Consider the following 22,368-nt stretch of genomic DNA (forward strand, 5'->3'; position numbering starts at 1 on the left):
TGGCGGCATGGCTTGCCTCAAGCCCTGAGAAGGGCGCGAATTGCTATTCTTCCCATTCCTCGTCATCGGCGGAAAGCAGATCCACCAGCGCGGCCACTTTGCCGGCAGGCAGATGCCGGCCTTCGCCGATCAAAGCCTCATCGCTGTTGACCCAAGCCCATGCCTCGGACAGTTCCGTCGGCGTTGCACCTGTCGCAACGATATCAGCGATAAGGGTCTCGTCTACAGGGCCGAGTACGGAGGTGACGTCTTGTGAAGTCAATATCATGTCCTGCTCCTCTTCCTGTTTGTCAGACCATGAGCATCCCTCGAATATAGAAACTTAGGGATGAACTTCCACCCGTGACCAGGCCGCGCCGGTATGAAATATCTCCATCAATCGATTGAAATATCAGGGAAAAGATCTCACTCACCGGCAAAGGAAAATCTTGCCGGTGAGTGAGGTTGTTTGCATCTCGCTGCCGCGGTTCGCCGAAATATGGGCGCCAGCTTTGAAAAGTGCGAGAGATCAAAGCGATGTTGTGTGGGGGAAGCGCTTACTCAGCAGCCACAGCAACAGCATCCCGAATTTCCTCGAGCGCACGCACTAGCGGAATGACGTGCTTGCCGAAATATTCGACCTCTTCCTGGAAATGCAGGAAGCCGAGAAGGATCAGATCGGCACCCGCCTGCTTCAGAGCGATAATGCGCTCGGCAACCTGCTGCGGCGTGCCGATCAGGTTAGAGCGGAAACCGTCATTATACTGCACCAGATCTTCGAAGCTGGATTTCGCCCAATTGCCCTCACCTTCCGGTGAAGCCTTGCCGGCATTCTTCACCTCGTGCCCGAAGGCCTTGACGGCATCGGGATTGGCTTTCTCGACAATCTCGGCAAGAACCGCCTTGGCTTCCTCTTCCGTCTCGCGCACGATCGCGAAGGCGTTGACGCCGATGCGCACATGATGGCCGTTCGCTTTTGCCTTGGATTGGATATCGTCCACCTGCTTGGCAATCTCCTCGGGCGTGTTGCCATTGGTGAAATACCAGTCGGATACGCGCGAGGCCATGTCGCGGGCCGCACGCGACGAGCCACCCTGGAAAATTTCCGGCTGCGGATCGATCGGCTTCGGCTTCAGCGAATAATCGGTAAACCGATAGAAATCGCCACGGAAAGTGAAGCTGTCTTCGGTCCAGATGCCGCGCAGCGCCCGGATGAACTCCTCCGAGCGGCGGTAGCGCTCGTCATGATCGAGCCAGTGCTCGCCGATGGCCGCGAACTCGCCGCGAAACCAGCCGCTGACGATATTGACGGCGACGCGGCCGTTGGTCAGGTGGTTGATGGTGGCGATCTGCTTCGCTGCCAGCGCCGGCGTCCATGGCCCGGGCAGGATTGCCGCAATGACTTTCAATTTCGTCGTCGATTCCAGCAGGGCATGGCTGAAGGAAACGGATTCATGCTGAAACTCCGCGCCGTAGCCCGCCGTGAAGCGTATCTGGCTCAGCGCATAGTCGAAACCACTCGCCTCGGCGATCTGCGCAAGCTTTCTGTTGTAGTCGATCGTCCAGCTCGTGCGCTGCTCGATGTTCGAGATGACCAACCCGCCCGACACATTCGGCACCCAGTAGGCGAATTTCAAAGCGTCTCTGTTCGCATCGCTCATTGATATCTCCCGGTTTGAATTGTCCTCTGCCGAGTACAAGGATGAAGATTCCAACCCATTGCGATTACATTCTATAGATTCTCTAGATTATCGAACAAACCTATCCCAAGTTTCAGCTGTTTTGCGAAAAAGCTGCGTTGCGAACCTCGCCCGATGGGGACGATGACGTGACAAGGAAGCTTGGGGCCCAAAGGTGAAACGGCCGTCGAAGGCCATAATGCAGCCGCAAAGCGCGCAAATCAAAGCGCCGCCGTCCCCATACCTGATCGGACAATCGACCCGAGATCGCATAGGTCTCGAGCTGTCAGAATGTTGGGCCGGCTCCGCCGTTCTTCAGCGTGAAATAAGCAAAGGCTGCTACGAAAAATGCAATGATGGCCAAAATCGCCAGCAAACGCTTGAGCCAGGGAGGCGTTTGTCTCGGCGGTTTCGGCTTCGGACGGCGTTCAAACTTGATGACATTATCGGACATGACAATCGATTAGCGAAGATCAAATGGTTTGCCAATCCTGTACGAGCGCCAACGATGTGACGTTTCCGCCATCGGCCAGATTAAATGCTCCATTCATCCAAACTCTCAATCTTGTCCGCTACGCTTCGGGGTGGCGGATAGTCGATTGAAGCTCACACATCCCGAAGGTGCCTTCTTGAATATCCTCAATAAAATTCGCCCCTGGAGCCCGCAGCAGCGTGCATTGATCGTCCCCTTCCCGGCAAAACAGGATCTGGCCGAACGTAAATCCGCGGCAACCAGCGCCGACGGCCCGATTGTGGCGTTTTTTACTGAAGGCAGTTTTTACGAGCAGGAAAAGGAGCGCATGGCCCATTCGGCGGAGCGGATCGGGCTGAAGGTACATGCAACGGCAGTGCCCAGCGCCGGCAGCTGGGTACTGAATGCCGGGCTGAAACCCGGCTTCCTGCTTAAGGAAAGGGCGAGGCTGCGCGGGCCTATTCTTTATGTCGACGTCGATGCAGTCTTCCACCGCAATCCCTGGCCGGAGCTTCGTAAACGCGAATGCGATATTGCAGTCTATTATGAGTTCGATGCACGTCTTATCAGCGCGACGATTCTCATCAACGATACGCCCGGCGCGGCGGAGCTCATCGAGCGCTGGCGGGAAGGATGTCTTGCCAAGCCTGACGTGTGGGATCAGGTGGTTCTGGAGGAAATCATCGCCGAGGACGCAGCGAGCGCGAAGCCCCAATTCCGTGTAGCCAGACTGCCTGCGTCATTCTGCTGGATATTCGATCGGGTCGAGAATGGTGCTGTCGGCGAGGTCTTCATCGAACAGCTACAGGCAAGCCGCGAGGCGACCAAGCGCAAACGCTGGTTTGGCCGCATCGGCAAACGGCTGAAGCGCCGTCGTGATCGTGTCGAGGAAATCGAGCGCATCCTAAACGGTGACAATTGAGGCGGGCTTCGAACGAGCCTGCCACACGATCAAATCTGAATCACAGCATGTCGCCGAGCGTCCAATGATTGTTCCATCGCGCATCGATCTCATCCTCGACATTCTGATAGCGAATATCGGTGGAAAGGCGCAGTCTGCGCTGGCTGTCCTGATTGGTGGTGGAAGCGTGGATCATGAATGGTGAATGGAGCATGATGTCGCCCGCCTCATAATCGGCGACCAGCCAGCGCGTGTCGAAGCGCTCAGCCATGCCAGGCAGATCTTTCGAAACCCAGCCACCCTCCGTCATATTGCGGTTGAACGCGCTGACACGCTCTTCGGGGCTGAGATCCCTGTTCTTTTCGCCAAACTCCCGCTCCATCTCTCGGCCGATCGCGTGCGATCCCTCCAGATAGGTCAGCCCGCCCATTTCGATCGGGATATCGCCGATCGGTATCCATGCCGTGACGATCCGGCTGGTGCCGCCCCGAAGATAGACCAGATCATAATGCGCCGGCGTCGCCGTCGCCGTTCCCGGCCGCACATGGCGCATGATCTTGCGCTTATGCAGATAGGAGATGCCTGACAGGAAGTCATCCATGAAGCGCGAAAGACGCGGCTGCGCGCAAAAGCCCTCATAGGCGACCGAGCGCACGAGCGACATCAGGCAACGATCGACCTCCCGGCCTTCCGGCGCCGAAGCGGACGATATTCCATCCCTCGGATCCGTTCCCTCCTCGATCAGCCCCGTCTTCGCCATGTGACCGAAGACCCAGCCGCGAAAATCGATCACGTCCTTGCGCGGCAGAAATCCCTTGAGCCACACATAGCCGTTCTCCTCGTAGAGCGTGCGGATTGCCTCAACACCGATGCACGGATCGGTCGGGGTGAGATAACCGAGCCGATGGGGCGCGGTGGAGAGAACCTTTCCATTGGCAACAAGGTTAAGTGCACTTTTGTCGGAAAGGACGCTCTGCATGGGAATCGACATTTCACTCGCCTACGGTTTGATTTGATTGCCCATTGAATCTAGCAGCCAGCGATGCTTCACTACATGGACGAAAGTGATACTGGACTTTTCGCTCACCATGACATCGACAACACATGCCATCTACCGCTCGCCACTTGCCTCCACCGGAGGACTGGCCGTCACCGGCAGCGGCAGGCAGCATGCCATGCATGCCGTTAAAGCACGGAAGCTGCCGAGCTATGCGGTGGTGCTCGTCGAAAGCGGCCAAGGCTTTCTCGAAACGGATGCCGGCGGCCGCAGAAGCGTGAAAGGCCCGGCGCTCTTTTGGCTCTTCCCGAACCGCCAGCACTCTTATGGTCCCGATGCGCAAGGCTGGAGTGAGCGATGGGCGCTTTTCGAAGGCTCTCTCGTGCGCGACTTCCTGCGACTGCGCCTCATCAGCGAGCAGAATCCGCTTACCACCCTTCGTAATCTCGATAATGTGCAGCGTCTCTTCGGCTCCATCCACGACGACCTTATCGAAGACACCAACCTATCAAGAGCAGCTGCTTCATCCGCTCTTCATCAGATCGTCATTCTGGCTGCACGGCAGGCGAGCCAGATCGCTCCCTCTCCTCGGCAAGGCTCGGATATCGGCGAGATCATCGAGGCTCTTCGCCAAAGAGCAACAGAAGCTCTCGACATGGCGGCTTTTGCAGCTGAATGCGGCATGTCGCCCGCCACGCTGCGCCGAAAAATTTCGGCGGAAGTCGGGTTGCCGCCGAAGGGGTTTCAGCTTCGCGTGCGCATGGACCGTGCAAAGGAGTTGCTGACGATGACGGATGACAAGATCGAGATCATCGCCTCAAAAGTCGGATTCGATGATCCGTTCTACTTCTCCCGGCTGTTCCATGAGCGCGAAAACTGCACGCCGCGCGATTTTCGCGCCCGCTACCGGAGAAGCTGATCGATCAAGATAGGCCGAACACGTCGCAACGGCCCTTGTCAAGCCGCATCATTCCCCGACGGCGCTCGCTCCAAATTCCGGCGCCGCCAGGCCGCCGGTGCCTCCCCCACCCGCTTGCGGAAAAAGCGTGAGAAATAGGCGGGATCTTCAAAGCCTACTTCACGACCAATATCCTCGACGGAGCGGATGGTGAACATCAGCAGACGCTTGGCTTCCAGCAGCCGCCGGTCCAAAAGCATCTCCTTGACACTGTGCCCGAACACCTCGCGCGCCGCCTTATCGAGCAGATGCGGCGTCGTGGCGAGCAGGTCGACATAGGTGCCGACCGGCCAATCGCTCTTGTAATGGCGGTCTATGGCGCTGCGTAGCGCCAAGGCAAGCGTCACGGTCGGTAAAGCTGAAGGCAGCGCCGCGCTGCCGCCAAGCCGGTTCATCAGCGACAGCACGACGCCGATCAGCCCCAGCATGACTTTTTCGCTTTGGCCGCCGCGCTCGCGATATTCGGCGCTGACCATTTGCAGCAGCGTGTCGATCTTTTGCCAGGAAGGATCGCCCGGCCGTGCCGTCAGAAAGGTCGGCACGTCAAGGCTTAGATCCACCTGAGGTACCAAAGCCTTTAAAGTATCGTCCGATATCGAGACGACGATGGCATCGGACTGATCGTCGACATCGAATCCATGAATGATGTTACTCGGCACGAAGCTGATCGTCGGAGCGGAAAAATTCCAAGTCCGATCCTCGATCCGGTAGCGACCGTCGCCCTTGTACCAATAGGTGATCTGCCCCATCAACGGGTGTTTATGAGACGCGACATGCCCAAAATGCAGCGTTTTGCGGTCCATGACCGTTTCCACGTGCAGAAATCCGACGTCAAGCGCCCGGCTCGGCACGCCATAGACAAAGAAATTCGGGATTTCGTTCTTCTGCGACATGCCGGAAAAAGTACCAGCGAATTGCCCCCTTTGTCCATGGTCGCGCCGAGGGTTCGGACGTAGCATTGATCATGATCTCAAGGGAGGAATACGAGATGCGAGCTGAAGATCACCGCAGCGACAAGACCCGTCCGTTTACCGGCGCCGAATATCTGGAAAGCCTGCGCGATGGCCGCGAAGTCTATATCAATGGCGAGCGCATCGCTGATGTGACTGCGCATCCCGCCATGCGCAACTCCGTCCGCTCACTCGCCCGCATGTACGACGCGCTGCATGACGAAAAGACTAAGGAACGTCTGACCTCGCCGACGGATACGGGATCGGGCGGCTATACCCACAAATACTTCCGAGTGGCGAAATCTTCCGCCGAGCTTGTGGCACAGCAGGGCGCCATCGCCGATTGGGCGCGCATGTCCTATGGCTGGATGGGCCGCACCGCAGATTACAAGGCGGCCCTTATGAATACACTCGGCGCTAATGCCGACTGGTACGGCCCGTTCAAGGACAATGCGCTTTCCTGGCATAAGCGCGCGCAGGAATCCGTGCTCTTCATGAACCATGCGATCGTCAATCCGCCGATCGACCGCCACAAGCCCGCCGATGCCGTCAAGGATGTCTTCGTCCACATTACCAAGGAGACCGATGCTGGCATCTATGTCTCCGGTGCCAAGGTGGTGGCGACATCCTCCGCACTGACCCACTATAATTTCCTCGCCCAGAGTTCGGCGACGGTCACGGAAGACCCGTCGCTCTCTGTCATGTTCATCGTTCCGATGAATGCGCCTGGCATTAAGATGTTCTGCCGCGTCTCCTATGAGCAGACCGCCAATACTGTGGGACATCCCTTCGACTATCCGCTGTCGTCACGCTTCGATGAGAACGACGCCATTCTGGTGCTCGACAATGTCTTCGTGCCCTGGGAGGATGTGCTTGTGCTGCGCGACGCGGCAAAGATCCTCTCCTTCCACCCCGCTTCGGGCTTCATGCATGGCTATTGCTTCCAGGGCTGCACGCGTTTCGCCGTGAAGCTCGATTTCATCGCCGGATTGCTGGCTAAGGCGCTGCGCGCGACCGGCGGCGATGCCTTCCGCGGCAATCAGGCGGCACTTGGCGAGGTCATCGCACTTCGCCACATGTTCTGGTCCTTCTCTAATGCCATGGCCTACAATCCGCAGCCCTGGGCGAATGGCGCGGTGCTGCCAAACATGGAAGCGGCCCTCTCCTACCGCACCTTCATGTCAGAGGCCTATCCCCGCGTCATCGAAACGGTCCGCAAAGTCATCGCGTCCGGGCTGATCTATCTGCCTTCCTCGGCCAAGGATTTCGGTAATCCGGAGATCGACCGCTACCTCGCGCAATATGTACGCGGTTCCAACGACATGGGTCATATCGAGCGCATCAAGATCATGAAGCTGCTGTGGGACGCCACCGGCACCGAGTTCGGCGGACGCCACGCGCTTTACGAGCTCAACTATGCCGGCGCGCCGGAGGAAGTCCGCCTGCAGGTGCTGAAGGGTGCCGAGCGCGGCGGTCGGTTGAAGGAAATGGAAGCGCTCGTCGATCAGTGCATGAGCGATTACGACGAGAATGGCTGGACCGGAGATACGTGGTTGCCGCCTTTGGGTGACACCTCCCCCGTCCGCAACGCCGCCGAGTGAGGACGTTGCCATGGAGGAGCAACTCTCGAAAACAGAATTTCGCAACGCCATGGCCAGGGTTTGCGCACCGGTGAATGTCATCACCACCAACGGCCCCGCCGGCCGCGGCGGCTTTACCGCCACCGCCATGTGCAGCGTCACCGACGAACCGCCGACGCTGCTGGTCTGCATGAACAGCCGCTCGGCGCAAACTAGCCTCTTCCTCGATAATCGCCGCTTCTGCGTCAATGTTCTGACGCAGGAGCACAAGGAACTGGCCGGTTATTTCGCCGGCCAACGCGCCGACATGGAAGAGCGCTACGCCGCCGCGGAATGGATCAACTTCCGCTCTGGCAGCCAGGCGCTTTCCGATGCCATCGTCTCCTTCGATTGCCGGCTGACGGAAGCGCGCTTGGTCGGCACGCACCATATCTTTATCGGCGAAGTGATGGATATCCGCAGCCGCAAGGATGGGCACGCGCTGCTCTATTTCGACCGCAACTATGTGCATGTGCCGACCCAGACGGGGAGCTTCGGCGGCTAGGTGCCGCAGGAACAGCTATCGATCTTGGGAGCAAAAAAGGGGTGCCGGCGATAACGCGGCGCCCCTTTTCGCGTAATGAAACAATCCGTCAGAGCTGAATCCAGGCCGTCTTCAGATCGACATATTTGTCGAGCGCATGCAGCGACTTGTCATGACCATTGCCGGATTGTTTGACGCCACCAAGTGGTACGCTGTTATCGGCGCCGCCATAGGTATTGACATGCACCACGCCAGCGCGGATGCCCCGAACCATTCGATGAGCCCGCGACAAGTTCGATGTCCAGACGGCCGAGGCAAGGCCATATTCCGTGGCATTGGCGATCCGCAGGGCCTCTGCTTCACCTTCAAAGGGAATGATCGACAGAATGGGGCCGAAGACCTCCTCTCGCGCCAAGGTCATCGACGGTGTCACGTCGAATACGGTCGGCCGCATGTAATAACCGCCCGTCTCCTCAAGAATACGCGAGCCGCCGGTGCGTAAAGACGCGCCCTCCGACAGCGCCTGCGAGACGTAGCCAAGATCCTTCTTCAGCTGGATCTCGCTGGAAATCGCCCCTGCCTCCGTCGTCAGCTGCAGGGGATCGCCGGCTTTCATGCTTTCGGCGATGCGAGCCACCTTCTCGGAGAAGGCTTCATGAATCGACTTCTCCACAAGCAACCGGGAGCCGGCGACACAGACCTGGCCGGAATTGCGGAAGATGCCATAGGCGGAAACCTTGGCCGCATGATCGATATCGGGCGCATCGGCAAAGACGATGTTCGGCGACTTGCCGCCAAGCTCCAGATAGACGCGCTTCAGGTTAGAACGCGCCGAATATTCCAGGAGCCGCCGTCCAATAGGGCCGGAACCGGTGAAGGCGAGTACATCGACCTCCATGTGCAGCCCCAGCGCCTCGCCGCAGACCGCACCGCGGCCAGTCACGACATTGAGCACGCCTTCGGGCAATCCCGCTTCGGCGCAAATTTCGGCGAGCCTGAGCAGCGTCAGCGACGCGCCCTCGGCCGGCTTCAGCACGACGGAATTGCCTGCGGCAAGTGCAGGCGCGATCTTCCAGGCGCCGATCATCATCGGGAAATTCCACGGTACGATAGCGGCAACGACACCGATGGCTTCGCGGTGGACGAGGCCGAGAATATTCTCCGCCGTCGGCGCAATCTCGCCATAGACCTTGTCGATCGCCTCGGCATAGTAGCGGAACGTGCCGGCGGCGCTGCCAGGCTCGGCCTTCAGCGCCATCGAGATTTCCGTGCCGTTGTCGCGGACACCCAGCACGGCCAGTTCGAGCGCGTTCTTCTCGATCAGTTCGGCAATCTTCAGCAGCACCTTCTTGCGTTCGGCCGGTGCCGCCTTCGACCAGCTGCCCTTTTCGAACGCCTGCCGCGCGGCCTTGATCGCGAGATCGACATCCTCCGTTCCGGCATCGGCAATCGTGGTCAGCTTTGTTCCATCGATCGGCGAAATGACGTCCATGGCGGCTCCGCTGACCGGCTGGCGCCAGGCACCTGCTATGAACAATGCCTGTGGCGAAACGGATAATGTCCGGAGCTGGTCGATCTTGTCCTGCATCTCATTCTCTCGCAAAGAGGGTGGCGGGTCTTCCCGCCACCGCGATTGGAACTCAGGCTTCCTGGCCGGCGCCGAGGCGGGCATAGCCTGCCGCATCCGACGACTTCAGGCGAGCCGCTGCGATGAAGCCGATGATGCCGGCGATCAGCACCAGGCCCGGCAAGACCACCGCAAGTACGCCATTGGCACCGGCAATCGCGCCGAAATTCGCCGAGATATAATAGACGAGCGCCAGAAGGATCAGACCCGTCACGATTGGCAACACCTTGATAGCAAGCACATTGCGCTCAAGCCCCGGATTGCGGCTGAAGAACACCACGATCGAGAAGGCTGTAAACGCCATCAGCAGGATGATCGCCAGCGTCGCAACATTGGTGAGCCAGGAGAAGAGCGCCAGCACCGGATCCTGACCCGTCACCGCAAAGAGCGCGACGACGAGCACGGCAATGACGGTCTGGATGATCGAGCCGACATGCGGGCTCTGGAAGACCGGATGCGTGACGCCGATCGATTTTGGCAGCAAGCCTTCGCGACCGGCAACATACATGTAGCGTGCCACGCCATTGTGAAAGGCGAGGATACCGGCAAACAGGCTGGTGATGAACAGCACGCTCATGACAACGGTTATCCAGTGGCCGACATAGCGTTCAGCGAGGCCGAAGAGAAAGGTCGTGGGATCGGCAAGACCCTGCAGGGTCGGAACGAGCTTGTCGACGCCGGCGCCGGTCACCATCAGCCACGACGTCAGCATATAGAAGAGGCCGATGATGAGAACGGAAATATAGGTCGCGCGCGGCACGGTCTTTTCCGGTTCGCGAGCTTCTTCGCTGTAAATAGTGGTCGCTTCGAAACCGATGAAGGCGGCAAAGCAGAACAGCAAGCCGATTGCCGGCGTTCCGCTCCAGAAGGCAGTCGGTGTGAACGGCGCGGCCGTCAAACCGGCATCGCCACCCTTGATGAAGATCGCAGCATCGATGACGAGCACGACGAGATATTCGAGAATAACGAGCACCGTCAGCACTTTCGCCGACAGATCCACACGGCGGTAGCCGAAGACGGCAACGAACGCGATGCCGATGAAGCTCCAGACCCACCAGGGAAGATCGAGGCCGAGCTGCTCGGCAAAGAAACCTTTGGTCGCCGCACCGAAAAGCCCGAGAACGCCGACCTGCATGGCATTATAGGCGAGGATCGCGATCAGTGCCGCGGCACCGCCCATCAAGCCGCCAAGGCCCTGGGCCGTATAGGCATAGAAGGCGCCGGCATTGCGAATGTGACGCGCCATGGCGACATAGCCGACCGCAAACAGCAGCAGAATACCCGTCACCAGCAGGAAGGTTAGCGGGATGCCCGGCCCGTTGCCGAGCATCATGGATAGCGGCACGCCACCGGCAACAGCCGTCAGCGGTGCGGCAGCCGACACCACGAGGAAGGTCACGGCACCGACGCCGAGACTGTTCTTGCGCAGCTGGTTGTCAGCCGCACCTTGCGAATTTTGCGTGTTCATCTGCGTTCGTTCCCCTTGTTTAAGAACATCCGATCATCGCCGCGATTGCACGCGTGCGACCTCCACCAAAAACCGGACTGACGATCGGGGCCTATGTTTTGTTGATCTTACCGCCGTCAGCGCTTATGGTTCATTATTTGAACCATAGCTTCAAATATAGACTTGCAAACATTGCCGGCCTCTGTCAAGTTATTTCGCATGTTAAGTATCTTGGGTCGCTGCTATCGTGCCGCGGCGCAGGGTCAGCAGGCTGATTTGACGGGAAGCCACGGCTGGACGCGTAGAATCAGACCCTGACCAACCCAAGAGGAGGAATAATGAGCACGATCGGAAAGGCGCTGGCATTGCTGGATACCCTGTCACGGCTGGACAAGGAGGCGGGTCTGACCGACATCGCCCGCCTGTGCGCGCTGGACAAGGCGACGGCACGACGCTTTCTCGTAGAGCTGGAAAAACACGGCTTCGTCGAGCAGGATCCAGAGACACGCCGCTACCGCATCGGCTCGGCGCCAGTTCGCCTCGCCCGTATCCGGGAGGCGCGCTTTCCCCTCCTGCGGGTCGCAATCCCCTTCATCAGGACGCTTGCCGAATCGTCGACCGAGACCGTGCATCTGTCCGAATTTTCGGGCGGGCAGCTTTCTACCATTCATGTTGAAGACTCACCGCGCGCCCACCGCATCATCGTCGATGTCGGAAGCCTCCTTCCCTTTCATGCGACGGCATCAGGCCTCGCCTTTCTGGCCTTCTGCCCACCCGTGGAAATCGACGAAGCGCTTAAAAAGCCGCTGGAAAAGTTTACGGATCACACCGTCACCGATCCCCAATTGCTGCATAAGATGCTCGATGAAACCGCAGCACGGGGCTTTTCCGTCATTGACCAAGGTCTCGAGGCCGGTGTCATCAGCACGGCCGCACCGGTGCGCACGCCGAGCGGCCGCCCGATCGGCTGCGTGGCAATTGCCGCCCCGCTCTCTCGCACCACGAAGGCTGCCATCCAGGAATTCGGCGCGCAGGCCGTCGCCACGGCCAACGCGATCTCAGAAAAATACTACGGGTCGGAAAGACCTACGGGAACCATTGCGAAACTCAGGAGGACGGATTGATGAGCCCGGAGGCTCCCTCACCGCGGATACTCGTCATCGGAACCGGTGACACCAAATGCGACGAACTGCAATTCATGGCGTCCGTCATCAAGCAAGCCGGCGGCCAGCCGGTCATGATGGATGTGAGCATTCTCGGCGACCCACCTTACAGCCCCGATTATTCCAAACATGACATTGCGAAGGCTGCCGCAACGACAATCGAAGCCATTACCGAAAGCGGCGACGAAAACAGCGCCATGGCGGCTATGGCGAAGGGCGCATCGGCCCTGACCCTCCGCCTCTATGATGATGGACTAGTCGACGGCATTATCGTGCTCGGCGGCTCCATGGGCACGGATCTGGCGCTCGATGTCGCCGCCGTCCTGCCGCTCGGCGTGCCGAAATTCGTGGTTTCGACCATCGCCTACTCCCACCTCATACCGCCCGAACGCATCGCGCCCGATCTTATGATGATCCTGTGGGCTGGCGGTCTCTACGGTCTCAACAGCATCTGCCAGTCGGTTCTCTCCCAGGCCTGCGGCGCGGTCGTCGGCGCTGCAAAGCATGGCACCAAGCCCGATCGCGAACGTCCTCTCGTCGGCATGACCTCCCTTGGCTCCTCCTGCCTGAAATATATGAAATATCTGCGGCCCGAGCTGGAAAAGCGCGGCTACGACGTCGCCGTATTCCATTCGACTGGCATGGGCGGACGGGCCTATGAAGCGATCGCCTCGAAGGGTGGCTTTGCCGCCGTCTTCGACTTCTGCATCCAGGAAGTCAGCAATCATCATTATAGCAGCGTCGTCACCTCTGGGCCCGACCGTCTCGAAAACGCCAGTCGCGCCGGCATTCCGCAGATCGTCGCACCCGGCGCGATCGACATGGTCGATCTTCAGGCATGGCAAGCCCTGCCAGAGATCTTTGTGGATCGCCCGTATCACGCCCATAACCGGCTGATCGGGTCGGTAACGACATCGCCGGAAGGGCGGCGTGCGGTAGCCCGTGTGATCGGAGAAAAACTGCGGCGCGCCGAAGCGAATGTCGCCTTCCTCCTGCCGACTGAAGGCTTGCAGGAATGGGACAAGCCGGATGAACCCTTGCATGATCCAGAGGGCCTCGACGCCTTCCTCAACGAAATGCGCCGAGCCGTTCCGCCCAGCGTTACGCTGCAGGAGGTCGATGCGCATATCAACGCGCCGGCCTTCTCGACCGCTGCCCTTGCCATCTTCGATCGATGGGTTGCCGAAGGCGTCATTCCGGAGGGGCGGCCATGAGCCAAGACCGCGCGCTTATCCTCGACTTTGGCGGCGTCGTTACCCGCACCCTGTTCGAAACCCATGACATCACCGAGCGCACGCTCGGCCTTCCCAAGGGATCGCTAACCTGGCTCGGCCCGTTCGACACGACGACGGACCCGCTTTGGGTCGAAATGCAGAACCGCGAGATCACCGAACGCGACTATTGGCTGAAGCGCACGAAGGAAGTCGGCAAGCTGGTCGGCGAAAACTGGACGGACATGCAGACCTTCGTGCGCCGGGCGCGCGGCGCCGAGCCGGAGCTGGTCCTGCGGCCAGAAGCCCGCGACGCCATCCTGCGCACCAAGGAGGCCGGCCTCAAGCTGGCAATCCTGTCGAACGAACTCGACCTTTTCTATGGCGTCGAATTCCGTCAGCGCTTTCCGCTGATCGAGCTTTTCGACGTCATCGTCGATGCCACCTACACGAAGATCCTGAAACCCGATCCCCGCGCCTACGAGCTCGTCCTTGCCGAGCTCAAGCTGCCGCGCGAGGCCTGCGTCTTCGTCGACGACCAGAAGAAGAACATCGAGGGCGCCGAAGCCGTGAACCTCCCTCACGTGCATTTCGACGTGACCCGCCCTGCCGAAAGCTATGCTCGCGCACTTGCGATGCTGGGACTCTGAACCAAGAGGAATTTGACATGCGTGAGACCAATTTCATCATCGAAAACAACGCCCGTCACCTGTGGCATCCGATGGCTCATCCTGCTGAGATGCAGGCCAATCCGCCGCGCATCATCAACTCAGGCGAAGGCGTCGAAATCGTCGATATCCAGGGCAAGAAAGTGCTCGACGCGGTCGGGGGCCTCTGGAATGTCAATCTCGGCTACTCCTGCGAGCCGGTGAAAAAGGCGATCCGCGACCAGCTCGACGAACTGCCTTATTATTCGACCTTCCGCGGCACGACGAACTCACCCCTGATCGAACTGTCCTACGAGCTTGCCGAATGGTTCAAGCCGGACGGCCTCAGCCGTTCCTTCTTCACCTCCGGCGGCTCGGATTCGGTCGAGACCTGTCTGCGGCTGGCGCGCCAGTACCACAAGGTCAATGGTCAGCCCGAACGCACCAAGTTCGTCGCGCTGAAGAAAGGCTATCACGGCACGCATTTTGGCGGCGCCTCCGTCAACGGCAACCAGAACTTCCGCCGCAACTACGAGCCGCTGCTTCCAGGCGTCTTCCACCTGCCGGCACCCTTCACCTACCGCAATCCCTTCAACACCACCGATGGCGCGGAGATCGCGGCTGCTATTGGCAGGCTCTTCGAAGACGAAATCGCTTTCCAGGGTGCCGACACCATTGCGGCCCTGATCGTCGAACCGGTGCTCGGCGCCGGCGGCGTCATCGTTCCGCACGAGACCTTCCTGCCGCTGATGCGCGAGATCTGCGATCGGCACGGCATCCTGCTGATCGCCGACGAAGTGATCACCGCCTTCGGCCGCACCGGCGCCTGGACCGGATCGCGTCTCTGGGGCGTGCAGCCGGACATGATGTCGACGGCCAAAGCGATCACCAACGGCTACTTCCCCTTCGGCGCGGTGATGATCTCCGACAAGGTGGCGCAGGTCTTCGAAGGCAACAAGGGCGCTGTCGGCAGCATCGGCCATGGTTACACCTATTCCGGCCATCCGGTCGGTGCCGCCGCAGCCCTTGCCACCTTGAAGGAAACCAAGCGACTCAATGTCGTCGATAATGCGGCTGCTCGTGGCGAAGAACTGCTCGCCGGCCTGAAAAAGCTGCAGGACAAGCACGAACTGGTGGGCGATGTGCGCGGCAAGGGCCTGATGTGCGCCCTCGAACTCGTCAGCGATCGTGCAAAGAAAAGTGGCGCAGCTAAGGACGTCATTCAGAAGGTGCAGGACGCGACCTATGATGCCGGCGTTCTGGTCCGCACCTCCGGCGCCAATGTCATCATGTCGCCGCCGCTCATCGTGACGGCGGAGAATGTCCAGACCATCCTGACCGCGCTCGACGCAGGTCTCACCGCGGCAAGGGGCTGATCATGTCCGACAATGCAGCCCTCATCGCGCGTCGCGAACGGCTTCTCGGCCGGAACATGTCGCTCTTTTATGACGACCCCGTGCATCTGGTGCGCGGCGAAGGCGTCTGGCTCTGGGATGCCGATGGGAAAAAGTACCTCGATTGCTACAACAATGTGCCGCATGTCGGCCATTGCCACCCGCGCGTGGTGGAAGCGATCGCGCGGCAGGCCTCGACGCTGAACACGCATACGCGCTACCTGCACGAAGGCATACTTGATTATGTCGAGCGGCTGACGGCAACCTTCGATAAGAGCCTCAACGCGGCGATCCTGACCTGCACGGGCAGCGAAGCCAATGACGTGGCGCTGCGCGTGGCACAGGCCATGACCGGCAAAACCGGCGTTATCGCCACCAACCACACCTATCACGGCAACACGGCCGCCGTGTCGCAGCTGTCGACCCGCATGCCGCCGGTTGGCGGCTTCGGCGGCCATGTGCGCCACGTGCCGGCGCCGGACAGCTATCGCCCGCTCGGCGGCGAAGGCGGAGAGGCCTTTGCTATGACCTTTGCGGCCGAAGTGGAGAAAGCGATTGCCTCGCTTCAGGAGAGCCCGCACGGCTTTTCGGCCATCATCATCGATCCGTTCTTCGCCAATGAAGGCTTTCCCGATCTGCCGCCGGGTTTTCTCGACAAAACGGTTGCCGCCGTGCGCAAGGCGGGCGGCCTCGTGATTACCGACGAGGTACAGCCCGGTTTCGGCCGGACCGGCACGCATATGTGGGGTCACCAGCACGCTGGCATCGTTCCCGATATCGTCACGCTCGGCAAGCCGATGGCCAACGGCCATCCGGTCGGCGGCGTCATTGCCAATGTCGATACGATCAACACTTTTCGCAAAGCGTTCCGCTATTTCAACACCTTCGGCGGCAATCCGGTCTCCTGCGCGGCAGCCATGGCGGTTCTCGATGTCATCGAGGATGAGAACCTTATCGAGAATGCCCGCAATGTCGGCGAATATACGCGCGACGCGTTCAAGCGGCTGGCCGAGAAGCACTCGATCATCGGCGACGTGCGCGGCAGTGGCCTCTTCATGGGCACTGAGTTTGTGCTGGACAGGCAGACGAAGGAGCCGGCTACCGCTGAGGCAACCCGGATCATCAACGCCATGCGCGAACGCGGCGTGCTGATGGGCAAGATCGGCATTCACCAATGCGCCACGAAGATCCGACCGCCCATGCCGTTTACCCGGAGCAATGCCGACTACATGTTGTCGATCTTCGACGATGTCCTATCCGGCCTGTGAGGCAATATGGCTGATCAATTGCCTCAGGCCATCCGCGATGCCCTGCAGAGACGTGCGCTGGAGGCCCTCGACCATTGGCCAGTGCAGGCCCATGAACCTCTCCTGATGAAATATCGAGAGAATGCCGTCTTCCGCATCACGCTGGAGGATGGTCAGTTCGCCGCACTGCGGCTCCATCGGCCGGGCTACCATGACGAGACGAGCCTGCGCTCGGAACTGCACTTTATGGCGGCGCTCAAGCTCGGCGGCCTTGATGTGCCGAGTCCCGTTGCGACAAGCAGAAAGCAGAGCCTCGTCCGACTGCCAGCCAACAGGCATTTTGCCGAACAGCATGCCGACGTGGTGAGCTGGATCGACGGCGTGCCACTTGGCCAAAGTGGCGTGCCGCTGTCGCATTCGGCCGAGATGCAGGCCGACATCTTCTTTCGCGTCGGACAGAGCATGGCGACCATGCACGAACTTGCCGATGCTTGGGAGCCTCCGGAGCGTTTTCGCCGCCCAGCATGGAACGTCGAGGGTTTGGTCGGCGAAAAGCCGTTATGGGGTCGCTTCTGGGATTGCCGGGGCCTTTCGTCCGAGAGCACCACTGCGCTCTCGGCATTACGCGACGAACTACGCCGCACCCTTGGAGATGCAGAAGCTCAAGACTTCGATTACGGGCTGATCCATGCCGATCTGGTGCGGGAAAACATCTTTCTGACGGGAGCCGACGGCGATGTCGCCTTCATCGATTTCGACGATGCGGGACATGGTTTCCGCCTGTTCGATCTTGCCACCACCCTACTCAAGAACCGCAGAGAGCCCGCCTATCCTGCAATCGAGCAAGCGCTGATAGCAGGTTATCGCAGCCGGCGATCCCTCTCCGACGCGGCGCTGGCGGCCCTGCCCCTATTCATGGTGCTGAGGAGCCTTACATATATTGGATGGCTCGCGGGACGTCCGGAAATTCCGGGCAGTGTCGAGCGTCTGTCGCGTTACGTCAATGAAAGCCTGAAGATGGCAAGAGAGCTCGACTTTGCCGCTTGACATCTGCGAGATATTTATTAACGTGTTAAGTAATTACGGTCTCGGGAGGACTCAATGCCACATCTCGCCATCGAATATTCGGCCAATCTGGAGGGTCGCGCCGATATCGGTGCGCTCTGCGAGCGGCTGCTGGAAACGGTCCTGGAGACCGGACTTTTCGAGGTCGGGGCTGTGCGCGTGCGCGCCTTTCGCGCCGATCACTATGCCATCGCCGACAGACTGCCCGAAAACGCCTTCGTCGATCTGAACTTCCGCATCGGCAAGGGCCGCACGGAAGGCGAAAAGAAACGCACCGGCGAGGCAATCTTCGCCGTGGCGATCGATGTTCTCGGCCCGCTTTTCGAGACGCCGCATTTCGCCCTTTCGCTTGAGATCCGCGAGATCGATGCGGAGCTCAGCTGGAAGAAGAACGCCATTCATCCGCGGCTTCGCGGCAAGTGACATTCCCTTCGTGGGACGACATAACACCAAAGGAATAGACGATGTCCAAACTGCAGGAAAACATCGCAAAGGCGGAAGACTTTCTCGCCCGTTTCAAGGATCGCGGCATTCTCAACCGCATCAATGGCGAGGATGTCTCGGCCGATGACGGTTCCACTTTCGAAACGATTTCGCCTGTCGATCTGAAGCCGCTCGCTACCGTGGCCCGCGGCAAGGCAGCCGATATCGATCGCGCTGCAAAGGCCGCAAAGGCTGCCTTCGCAGAGTGGGCCGCGATGCCTGGTGAAGCCCGCAAGAAGCTCCTGCATAAGATCGCCGATGCGATCGTCGCGCGCGCCGAAGAAATCGCCTTCGTCGAGTGCATGGATACCGGACAATCCCTGAAATTCATGGCGAAGGCCGCTCTACGCGGTGCGGAAAACTTCCGCTTCTTCGCCGATCGCGCCCCGGAAGCTCGCGACGGCAAGACGTTGCGTGCGGAAGGTCAGGTGAACCTGACAACGCGCGTGCCGATCGGCCCGGTCGGCATCATCACGCCCTGGAACACGCCCTTCATGCTGTCGACCTGGAAGATCGCGCCGGCTCTCGCTGCGGGCTGCACCATCGTCCACAAGCCGGCAGAATTCTCGCCACTCACTGCGCGCCTTCTAGTGGAGATCGCCGAGGAGGCCGGCCTGCCGAAAGGTGTATGGAACCTTGTCAACGGTCTCGGCGAGGATGCCGGTCGCGCATTGACCGAACACCCGCTGATCAAGGCGATCGGCTTCGTCGGCGAAAGCCGCACCGGCTCGATGATCATGAAGCAGGGCGCCGACACGCTGAAGCGCGTGCATTTCGAGCTCGGCGGCAAGAACCCGGTCATCGTCTTTGCCGATGCCGATCTGGAGCGTGCAGCCGACGCTGCCGTCTTCATGATCTATTCTTTGAATGGCGAGCGCTGCACCTCGTCCTCGCGCCTGCTGGTCGAGGAAAGCGTCTACGACAAATTCACCGCGATCGTCGCCGAGAAGGCCAAGCGCATCAAGGTCGGACATCCCCTTGATCCGGAAACGGTTGTCGGCCCGCTCGTCCATCCCGTGCATGAAAAGAAGGTGTTGGAATATATTCAGATCGGCCGTTCGGAAGGTGCGACGCTCGCCGCCGGCGGCGAGAAAGTCAACGGCCCTGGCGGCGGTTGCTATGTCTCGCCCACGCTCTTCACTGGCGCCAACAACCAGATGCGCATCGCTCAGGAAGAAATCTTCGGGCCGGTTCTGACCGCCATCCCCTTCAAGGACGAAGCCGATGCGCTGGCGCTGGCCAATGACGTCCAGTACGGCCTGACCGGTTATCTCTGGACCTCGGACGTCACCCGCGCCTTCCGTTTCACCGATCACCTCGAAGCCGGCATGATCTGGGTGAACTCGGAAAATGTGCGTCACCTGCCCACACCCTTCGGCGGGGTTAAAAGCTCCGGCATTGGCCGCGACGGCGGCGACTGGTCCTTCGATTTCTACATGGAAACCAAGAACATCGCCTTCGCCACCAAGCAGCACGCCATCCAGAAACTCGGCGGCTGAGCCGCTAATATCTATAAGTACGCATAAGAGGAGGAACAAATGCCCCTGCCGAAACCCAATCTCTATCCGCCTTTCAACATCGTGCGTCTCAGCCATGTCGAATTCGGCGTCACCGATCTTGCCAAATCCCGCGCCTTCTATGTCGACACGCTCGGCCTGCAGGTGACGGATGAAACGGCCGATACGATCTATCTCAGGGCAATGGAGGAACGCGGCCACCACTGCATCGTGCTGAAGAAATCCGACAAGGCCGAAGCCCGCGATCTCGGCTTCAAAGTCTTCAGCGACGAGGATCTCGACAAGGCGGCGCACTTCTTCAAGGGCAAGAATCTGCCGGTCGAATGGATCGAGCGCCCCTATCAGGCGCGCACCTTCCGTACCCGCGACCCGCATGGCATACCCCTCGAATTCTATTCTAGGATGGACCGTCTGCCGCCGATCCACCAGAAATACGCCCTCTACAAGGGCGTGAAGCCGCTGCGCATCGACCATTTCAACTGCTTCTCTACCAATGTCGATGAAAGCGTCGCCTTCTATAACGAGCTCGGCTTCCGCGTGACCGAATATACCGAGGATGCGGAAACAGGCCGCCTCTGGGCCGCCTGGACGCATCGCAAGGGCGGCGTCCACGACATCGCCTTCACCAACGGCCGCGGTCCACGCCTGCACCACACCGCCTTCTGGGTGCCGACGCCGCTCAACATCATCGACCTGCTAGACCTGATGGCGACGACCGGCTGGGTCGCCAATATCGAGCGCGGCCCGGGCCGCCACGGCATCTCCAACGCCTTCTTCCTCTATATTCTCGATCCCGATGGCCACCGCATCGAAATCTATTGCTCGGACTATCAGACGGTCGATCCCGATCTGGAACCGATCAAGTGGGACCTCAAGGATCCGCAGCGCCAGACATTGTGGGGCGCACCCGCTCCCAAATCCTGGTTCGAACATGGTAGCCTGTTTGCCGGTGCGGAAGTCGCCGAGCCCGATCTGAAGGCACAGCCGATTATCGCGCCTTAAGCGTTACCCTTGAGAGCGGGTGAAAGACGCCCGCTCCTCATCAACGTTCGAAAGCGCGAGGAGTCCGTCATGAATTTGAAAGACGCAACATTGTTCCGGCAAGCCGCATTGGTCGGCGGCGAGTGGATCGAGGCCGATCCCTCCAACGCGATCAAGGTCGACAACCCCGCAACGGGCGAGATCATCGGCCTCGTTCCCAATCTGGGCGCGGCCGAGACCAAAAAGGCGATTGCCGCAGCCGAAGCCGCGCAGAAGGAATGGGCCGCCCGCACCGCCAAGGAGCGCTCCGGCATCCTCAGGCGCTGGTTCGAGCTGATGATGGAAAACCAGGATGACCTCGGACGCATCCTGACGGCCGAACAGGGCAAGCCGCTGCCTGAAGCCAAGGGCGAAATCGCCTATGGCGCCAGCTTTATCGAATGGTTTGCCGAGGAAGCCCGCCGCGTCTATGGCGACATCATTCCCGGCCACCAGAAGGACAAGCGTATTCTGGTCATGAAGCAGCCGATCGGCGTGGTCGCGGCGATCACCCCCTGGAATTTCCCGAATGCGATGATCACCCGCAAGGCCGGACCGGCCTTTGCCGCCGGCTGCGCCATGGTGCTGAAACCTGCCTCGCAGACGCCGTTCTCGGCCATTGCAATCGCCATTCTTGCCGAGCGCGCCGGCCTGCCCAAGGGCCTCTTCAGCGTCCTGACCGGCTCGGCCCGCGCCATCGGCGGCGAGATGACCGCAAGTCCCGTCGTGCGCAAGCTCACCTTCACCGGCTCGACGGAAGTCGGCGCCGAGCTCTACAAGCAGAGCGCGCCGACCATCAAAAAACTCGGGCTGGAGCTCGGCGGCAATGCACCCTTCATCGTATTTGACGATGCCGATCTCGATGCCGCCGTCGAAGGCGCGATGATCGCCAAATTCCGCAACAATGGCCAGACTTGCGTCTGCGCCAACCGTCTCTACGTGCAGGACGGCGTTTATGATGCCTTTGCCGAAAAACTCTCGAAGGCGGTCAGCTCGCTGAAGACTGGTAACGGCTTCGATGAAGGCATCAATCTCGGCCCGCTGATCGACGAGGCGGCCCTTGCCAAAGTCGAAGAGCATGTCGCCGATGCGCTTTCCAAGGGCGGCCGCGTCGTTGCCGGCGGCCATCGCCACCAGCTCGGTGGACGCTTTTATGAGGCGACGGTACTTGCCGACGTCACGCCTGCCATGGCCGTAGCCAGGGAAGAAACCTTCGGTCCCGTGGCTCCCCTCTTCCGCTTCAAGGATGAGGCCGATGTCATTGCACAGGCCAACGACACCGAGTTCGGCCTTGCCTCCTATTTCTATGCCAAGGATCTCGCTCGCGTCTTCCGCGTCGCCGAAGCCCTGGAGTATGGCATGGTTGGCGTCAATACCGGCTTGATCTCGACAGCCGAAGCGCCGTTCGGCGGCATCAAGCTTTCCGGCCTCGGCCGTGAGGGTTCACGCTACGGAATCGAGGAATTCACCGAAATCAAATATGTCTGCCTCGGCGGCGTCATCTGAGG

The 22,368-nt window shown here is 60.0% G+C and carries 21 protein-coding genes; 14 read left to right on the forward strand and 7 right to left on the reverse strand.

Annotation, left to right across the window (positions count from 1 at the left end; all coding sequences use genetic code 11):
• Nucleotides 1-43: 43 nt before the first annotated feature.
• The 3 genes from GDN47_RS07700 to GDN47_RS31925 all read right to left on the reverse strand — a co-directional run bounded on the left by GDN47_RS07700 (nt 44) and on the right by GDN47_RS31925 (nt 2,112).
• On the reverse strand, nt 44-268 hold the full coding sequence (locus tag GDN47_RS07700) for a hypothetical protein (protein WP_152092971.1): 225 nt from the start codon (nt 266-268) through the stop codon (nt 44-46).
• Nucleotides 269-536: 268 nt separating this feature from the next.
• Complete coding sequence (gene sfnG / locus GDN47_RS07705; RefSeq protein ID WP_145319752.1) at nt 537-1,640, reverse strand: dimethylsulfone monooxygenase SfnG; 1,104 nt, start codon at nt 1,638-1,640, stop codon at nt 537-539.
• 304 nt (nt 1,641-1,944) lie between these two features.
• Nucleotides 1,945-2,112 carry a hypothetical protein gene (locus GDN47_RS31925; protein ID WP_173002466.1) on the reverse strand — a complete coding sequence of 56 codons (168 nt, stop codon included), beginning with the start codon at nt 2,110-2,112 and terminating at the stop codon, nt 1,945-1,947.
• Between the two features lie 28 nt (nt 2,113-2,140).
• Here GDN47_RS31925 and GDN47_RS07710 point away from each other — a divergent pair, with 28 nt between their 5' ends.
• On the forward strand, nt 2,141-3,052 hold the full coding sequence (locus tag GDN47_RS07710) for a putative nucleotide-diphospho-sugar transferase (RefSeq protein ID WP_233789801.1): 912 nt from the start codon (nt 2,141-2,143) through the stop codon (nt 3,050-3,052).
• A 40-nt stretch (nt 3,053-3,092) separates the two neighbouring features.
• On the opposite strand, the gene GDN47_RS07715 is transcribed toward GDN47_RS07710, so the two are convergent.
• A complete protein-coding gene (locus GDN47_RS07715) occupies nt 3,093-4,022 on the reverse strand; it encodes a phytanoyl-CoA dioxygenase family protein (protein WP_152092972.1) in 930 nt (309 codons plus the stop codon).
• 97 nt (nt 4,023-4,119) lie between these two features.
• Here GDN47_RS07715 and GDN47_RS07720 point away from each other — a divergent pair, with 97 nt between their 5' ends.
• Entirely contained in the window at nt 4,120-4,947 is an 828-nt protein-coding gene (locus GDN47_RS07720; RefSeq protein WP_113389520.1) for a helix-turn-helix domain-containing protein, read from the forward strand.
• Between the two features lie 38 nt (nt 4,948-4,985).
• Here the strand turns inward: GDN47_RS07720 and GDN47_RS07725 are convergent, their stop codons facing one another.
• Nucleotides 4,986-5,879, reverse strand: coding sequence for a helix-turn-helix domain-containing protein (locus GDN47_RS07725; protein ID WP_152092973.1), 894 nt, complete (start codon nt 5,877-5,879; stop codon nt 4,986-4,988).
• A gap of 95 nt (nt 5,880-5,974) precedes the next feature.
• Between GDN47_RS07725 and GDN47_RS07730 the strand changes: the two genes are divergently transcribed.
• Both GDN47_RS07730 and GDN47_RS07735 read left to right on the forward strand, forming a co-directional pair.
• Nucleotides 5,975-7,537 carry a 4-hydroxyphenylacetate 3-hydroxylase N-terminal domain-containing protein gene (locus GDN47_RS07730; RefSeq protein WP_113329273.1) on the forward strand — a complete coding sequence of 521 codons (1,563 nt, stop codon included), beginning with the start codon at nt 5,975-5,977 and terminating at the stop codon, nt 7,535-7,537.
• A gap of 10 nt (nt 7,538-7,547) precedes the next feature.
• The gene (locus tag GDN47_RS07735) at nt 7,548-8,060 is read left to right on the forward strand and encodes a flavin reductase (RefSeq protein WP_015342805.1); all 513 of its coding nucleotides are present in this window, start codon (nt 7,548-7,550) and stop codon (nt 8,058-8,060) included.
• Nucleotides 8,061-8,148: 88 nt separating this feature from the next.
• On the opposite strand, the gene GDN47_RS07740 is transcribed toward GDN47_RS07735, so the two are convergent.
• Both GDN47_RS07740 and GDN47_RS07745 read right to left on the reverse strand, forming a co-directional pair.
• Nucleotides 8,149-9,627 (reverse strand): aldehyde dehydrogenase, encoded by a 1,479-nt coding sequence (locus GDN47_RS07740; protein WP_113389518.1) that lies wholly within the window; start codon nt 9,625-9,627, stop codon nt 8,149-8,151.
• 52 nt (nt 9,628-9,679) lie between these two features.
• A complete protein-coding gene (locus GDN47_RS07745; protein ID WP_113329275.1) occupies nt 9,680-11,134 on the reverse strand; it encodes an APC family permease in 1,455 nt (484 codons plus the stop codon).
• Nucleotides 11,135-11,451: 317 nt separating this feature from the next.
• Between GDN47_RS07745 and GDN47_RS07750 the strand changes: the two genes are divergently transcribed.
• The 10 genes from GDN47_RS07750 (at nt 11,452) to gabD (ending at nt 22,366) form a co-directional block, all read left to right on the forward strand.
• The gene (locus GDN47_RS07750; protein ID WP_113329276.1) at nt 11,452-12,237 is read left to right on the forward strand and encodes an IclR family transcriptional regulator; all 786 of its coding nucleotides are present in this window, start codon (nt 11,452-11,454) and stop codon (nt 12,235-12,237) included.
• Complete coding sequence (locus tag GDN47_RS07755) at nt 12,237-13,490, forward strand: Tm-1-like ATP-binding domain-containing protein (RefSeq protein ID WP_113329277.1); 1,254 nt, start codon at nt 12,237-12,239, stop codon at nt 13,488-13,490. Before GDN47_RS07750 ends, GDN47_RS07755 begins: the two co-directional genes overlap by 1 nt.
• Nucleotides 13,487-14,137 (forward strand): HAD-IA family hydrolase, encoded by a 651-nt coding sequence (locus GDN47_RS07760; protein ID WP_113329278.1) that lies wholly within the window; start codon nt 13,487-13,489, stop codon nt 14,135-14,137. Before GDN47_RS07755 ends, GDN47_RS07760 begins: the two co-directional genes overlap by 4 nt.
• A 17-nt stretch (nt 14,138-14,154) precedes the next feature.
• Nucleotides 14,155-15,510: an aspartate aminotransferase family protein gene (locus GDN47_RS07765; RefSeq protein WP_113329279.1), complete on the forward strand. Its 1,356-nt coding sequence runs from the start codon at nt 14,155-14,157 to the stop codon at nt 15,508-15,510.
• A gap of 2 nt (nt 15,511-15,512) precedes the next feature.
• On the forward strand, nt 15,513-16,796 hold the full coding sequence (locus GDN47_RS07770) for an aspartate aminotransferase family protein (RefSeq protein WP_152092974.1): 1,284 nt from the start codon (nt 15,513-15,515) through the stop codon (nt 16,794-16,796).
• A 6-nt stretch (nt 16,797-16,802) separates the two neighbouring features.
• A complete protein-coding gene (locus GDN47_RS07775; protein WP_152092975.1) occupies nt 16,803-17,822 on the forward strand; it encodes a homoserine kinase in 1,020 nt (339 codons plus the stop codon).
• Nucleotides 17,823-17,876: 54 nt separating this feature from the next.
• Nucleotides 17,877-18,263: a 5-carboxymethyl-2-hydroxymuconate Delta-isomerase gene (locus GDN47_RS07780; protein ID WP_152092976.1), complete on the forward strand. Its 387-nt coding sequence runs from the start codon at nt 17,877-17,879 to the stop codon at nt 18,261-18,263.
• Between the two features lie 41 nt (nt 18,264-18,304).
• The gene (hpaE, locus tag GDN47_RS07785; protein ID WP_152092977.1) at nt 18,305-19,822 is read left to right on the forward strand and encodes a 5-carboxymethyl-2-hydroxymuconate semialdehyde dehydrogenase; all 1,518 of its coding nucleotides are present in this window, start codon (nt 18,305-18,307) and stop codon (nt 19,820-19,822) included.
• 39 nt (nt 19,823-19,861) lie between these two features.
• Nucleotides 19,862-20,842, forward strand: coding sequence for a 3,4-dihydroxyphenylacetate 2,3-dioxygenase (gene hpaD / locus GDN47_RS07790; protein ID WP_152092978.1), 981 nt, complete (start codon nt 19,862-19,864; stop codon nt 20,840-20,842).
• A 69-nt stretch (nt 20,843-20,911) separates the two neighbouring features.
• Entirely contained in the window at nt 20,912-22,366 is a 1,455-nt protein-coding gene (gene gabD, locus GDN47_RS07795; protein WP_152092979.1) for an NADP-dependent succinate-semialdehyde dehydrogenase, read from the forward strand.
• The last annotated feature ends 2 nt before the right edge of the window (nt 22,367-22,368 follow it).

Source organism: Martinezella dioscoreae, from assembly GCF_009176305.1.
Taxonomy (GTDB): Bacteria; Pseudomonadota; Alphaproteobacteria; order Rhizobiales; family Rhizobiaceae; genus Rhizobium; species Rhizobium dioscoreae.

Excerpts from the sequence above, each read along its gene's own strand:
- GDN47_RS07700 (WP_152092971.1), bottom strand. The coding sequence starts at position 268 with ATGATATTGACTTCACAAGACGTCACCTCCGTACTCGGCCCTGTAGAC.
- sfnG (WP_145319752.1), bottom strand. The coding sequence starts at position 1,640 with ATGAGCGATGCGAACAGAGACGCTTTGAAATTCGCCTACTGGGTGCCG.
- GDN47_RS31925 (WP_173002466.1), bottom strand. The coding sequence starts at position 2,112 with ATGTCCGATAATGTCATCAAGTTTGAACGCCGTCCGAAGCCGAAACCG.
- GDN47_RS07715 (WP_152092972.1), bottom strand. The coding sequence starts at position 4,022 with ATGTCGATTCCCATGCAGAGCGTCCTTTCCGACAAAAGTGCACTTAAC.
- GDN47_RS07720 (WP_113389520.1), top strand. The coding sequence starts at position 4,120 with ATGACATCGACAACACATGCCATCTACCGCTCGCCACTTGCCTCCACC.
- GDN47_RS07725 (WP_152092973.1), bottom strand. The coding sequence starts at position 5,879 with ATGTCGCAGAAGAACGAAATCCCGAATTTCTTTGTCTATGGCGTGCCG.
- GDN47_RS07730 (WP_113329273.1), top strand. The coding sequence starts at position 5,975 with ATGCGAGCTGAAGATCACCGCAGCGACAAGACCCGTCCGTTTACCGGC.
- GDN47_RS07735 (WP_015342805.1), top strand. The coding sequence starts at position 7,548 with ATGGAGGAGCAACTCTCGAAAACAGAATTTCGCAACGCCATGGCCAGG.
- GDN47_RS07740 (WP_113389518.1), bottom strand. The coding sequence starts at position 9,627 with ATGCAGGACAAGATCGACCAGCTCCGGACATTATCCGTTTCGCCACAG.
- GDN47_RS07745 (WP_113329275.1), bottom strand. The coding sequence starts at position 11,134 with ATGAACACGCAAAATTCGCAAGGTGCGGCTGACAACCAGCTGCGCAAG.
- GDN47_RS07750 (WP_113329276.1), top strand. The coding sequence starts at position 11,452 with ATGAGCACGATCGGAAAGGCGCTGGCATTGCTGGATACCCTGTCACGG.
- GDN47_RS07755 (WP_113329277.1), top strand. The coding sequence starts at position 12,237 with ATGAGCCCGGAGGCTCCCTCACCGCGGATACTCGTCATCGGAACCGGT.
- GDN47_RS07760 (WP_113329278.1), top strand. The coding sequence starts at position 13,487 with ATGAGCCAAGACCGCGCGCTTATCCTCGACTTTGGCGGCGTCGTTACC.
- GDN47_RS07765 (WP_113329279.1), top strand. The coding sequence starts at position 14,155 with ATGCGTGAGACCAATTTCATCATCGAAAACAACGCCCGTCACCTGTGG.
- GDN47_RS07770 (WP_152092974.1), top strand. The coding sequence starts at position 15,513 with ATGTCCGACAATGCAGCCCTCATCGCGCGTCGCGAACGGCTTCTCGGC.
- GDN47_RS07775 (WP_152092975.1), top strand. The coding sequence starts at position 16,803 with ATGGCTGATCAATTGCCTCAGGCCATCCGCGATGCCCTGCAGAGACGT.
- GDN47_RS07780 (WP_152092976.1), top strand. The coding sequence starts at position 17,877 with ATGCCACATCTCGCCATCGAATATTCGGCCAATCTGGAGGGTCGCGCC.
- hpaE (WP_152092977.1), top strand. The coding sequence starts at position 18,305 with ATGTCCAAACTGCAGGAAAACATCGCAAAGGCGGAAGACTTTCTCGCC.
- hpaD (WP_152092978.1), top strand. The coding sequence starts at position 19,862 with ATGCCCCTGCCGAAACCCAATCTCTATCCGCCTTTCAACATCGTGCGT.
- gabD (WP_152092979.1), top strand. The coding sequence starts at position 20,912 with ATGAATTTGAAAGACGCAACATTGTTCCGGCAAGCCGCATTGGTCGGC.